Raw genomic sequence first — 1,566 nt, 5'->3', positions numbered from 1 at the left:
TCGTACCACAAAAGTCAGCCATCCTTCCCATGGTTTTTTATGTCGGGGTTGCGGCTGAGACGCCATGATGGTTTTCTGACAGTCAAAAACAAAGTGATCTCATAAGGGGAAGGGGGTGTTTATGTGTCCGCAGAAAAAGAAGAACGAAACCAAACGATCGATTATATTTTGGATGCGCTGCAAGGACTGCAATATGGATCGATTCAAATCACCATCCATGATTCAAAAATTACACAAATCGATCGTTTGGAAAAGCAACGCTTCCCATTTCAGCGGTCGTCTTCTTCAACAACTGATGTATCGAGATTCTCGTCTAAAAGAAAGTAACAAACGAAACCACACCGACAGCCGATCGGTCAACCGAAGGCTCCGGCTCTACTTGCCTGCCAGTACGCAAGGGAGCGGGAGCCTTTTGTATGTACATTACACTTGACTTATCAACATTCTTATTGTGGTACGAAGGAAAACAGAGAGCAGGGCAATTTCTTGCCCTGCGCCTCGGTTTGCCCGGGAAGGGTGAGCGGCTTGTTCTAAAAGCGGATTGGTTTGTTTTCATGAGGTAACGAGTTTAGTGCCTTTCTTCAGTGCGCCTGTAGCCCCAAAACCTTGATGATACGCAATAGGTTTGCCAAGCTTTTCTGCAACTTCACGTACTGTCCACATGCTTGGATGGCTAAGCGCTCCGGCCATTACGACGACACAATCCGCTTTTCGTAAAATAGGGAGAAATTCTTTCGCTTTTTTCTTACTGGTTTTTCCATCGTGAAAAATAACATGGTATCCTTCCTTTTGTGCTAACTTTTGCAGGGTGCGTTTTTGGCTTCCGCCGATAATTGCGATCGTCTTCATACTATCTGCTCCTTCCTGTTTCATTGTCGCGATTCCCGATGTTTTTTAAATCATATCATTTTTTTTTCGAATTTCAAATAAATATAATAAGAATACTTGGAATTATTTTTGATTTTGTGTATAGTTTATTTACAGAGAGAAGGTTTTCACCGGTTGATGAAGAAAGGGGGATAGAACAAACAAGGAAGTCAAAATTGCACAACAGGATACTGATGAAAAATCCGACTTTTAGGCTGCATTATATAGCATTTGAACTGCATAAAAATGATTCTTATCAAGAGAGGCGGAGGGACATGGCCCGATGAAGCCTCAGCAACCACAGGCAGATGCCTGCACGGTGCTACATCCAGCGGGTGGGAAACCTGAGAGATAAGAAGAGGCTTTTGATACATGGAAAAACCTCTTCTCGAGGTCTTTTTTTATGTCGGCATGAACACGTGTATGAAAAGCGAAAAAGGTAGTGATGAACAATATGGAAGAAATAAGAGAAAGGCTGCAGGAGAAACTGTTCCAGAAAGGGATCTATAAAGGGGAAGATGGGCGCCATTTTTATGAGTGCACGATCGAGGAAATTATATTGTTATGTCGGATTCACCTGGGAGAACGTGAGTTGTTTAATATGGAGGATGAATACAGGATATAACAATTTAGCCCTAATGAATCCCTCTGTCGGTCTCGTTCGTAATGGATATATATTGAACCTCTCATGGCTAAAGC

At 42.6% G+C, this 1,566-nt stretch carries 4 protein-coding genes and 1 riboswitch; of the genes, 3 read left to right on the top strand and 1 reads right to left on the bottom strand.

Annotated features, from left to right (window positions below):
* Positions 1-123 precede the first annotated feature (123 nt).
* Entirely contained in the window at positions 124-327 is a 204-nt protein-coding gene (locus B2899_RS03750; protein ID WP_146808845.1) for a YezD family protein, read from the top strand.
* Between the two features lie 225 nt (positions 328-552).
* Here B2899_RS03750 and B2899_RS03745 read toward each other — a convergent pair whose 3' ends face one another.
* The gene (locus B2899_RS03745) at positions 553-849 is read right to left on the bottom strand and encodes a DUF2325 domain-containing protein (RefSeq protein ID WP_246147224.1); all 297 of its coding nucleotides are present in this window, start codon (positions 847-849) and stop codon (positions 553-555) included.
* A gap of 268 nt (positions 850-1,117) precedes the next feature.
* A riboswitch (SAM riboswitch) is annotated at positions 1,118-1,225 on the top strand.
* Between the two features lie 14 nt (positions 1,226-1,239).
* Here B2899_RS03745 and B2899_RS03740 point away from each other — a divergent pair.
* Positions 1,240-1,377: a hypothetical protein gene (locus B2899_RS03740; protein WP_170230150.1), complete on the top strand. Its 138-nt coding sequence runs from the start codon at positions 1,240-1,242 to the stop codon at positions 1,375-1,377.
* Positions 1,313-1,492: a Fur-regulated basic protein FbpA gene (fbpA, locus tag B2899_RS18370; RefSeq protein WP_414631744.1), complete on the top strand. Its 180-nt coding sequence runs from the start codon at positions 1,313-1,315 to the stop codon at positions 1,490-1,492. Before B2899_RS03740 ends, fbpA begins: the two co-directional genes overlap by 65 nt.
* Positions 1,493-1,566 lie beyond the last annotated feature (74 nt).

The organism is Aneurinibacillus sp. UBA3580, from assembly GCF_002375825.1.
Classification (GTDB): Bacteria; Bacillota; Bacilli; order Aneurinibacillales; family Aneurinibacillaceae; genus Aneurinibacillus; species Aneurinibacillus danicus.
The sequence above is the reverse complement of the archived record's forward strand: the minus strand, read 5'-3'. Positions and strand labels throughout refer to the sequence as shown.

Coding starts and splice junctions, on each gene's coding strand:
- B2899_RS03740 (WP_170230150.1), top strand. CDS start 1,240: ATGGAAAAACCTCTTCTCGAGGTCTTTTTTTATGTCGGCATGAACACG.
- fbpA (WP_414631744.1), top strand. CDS start 1,313: ATGAACAATATGGAAGAAATAAGAGAAAGGCTGCAGGAGAAACTGTTC.
- B2899_RS03745 (WP_246147224.1), bottom strand. CDS start 849: ATGAAGACGATCGCAATTATCGGCGGAAGCCAAAAACGCACCCTGCAA.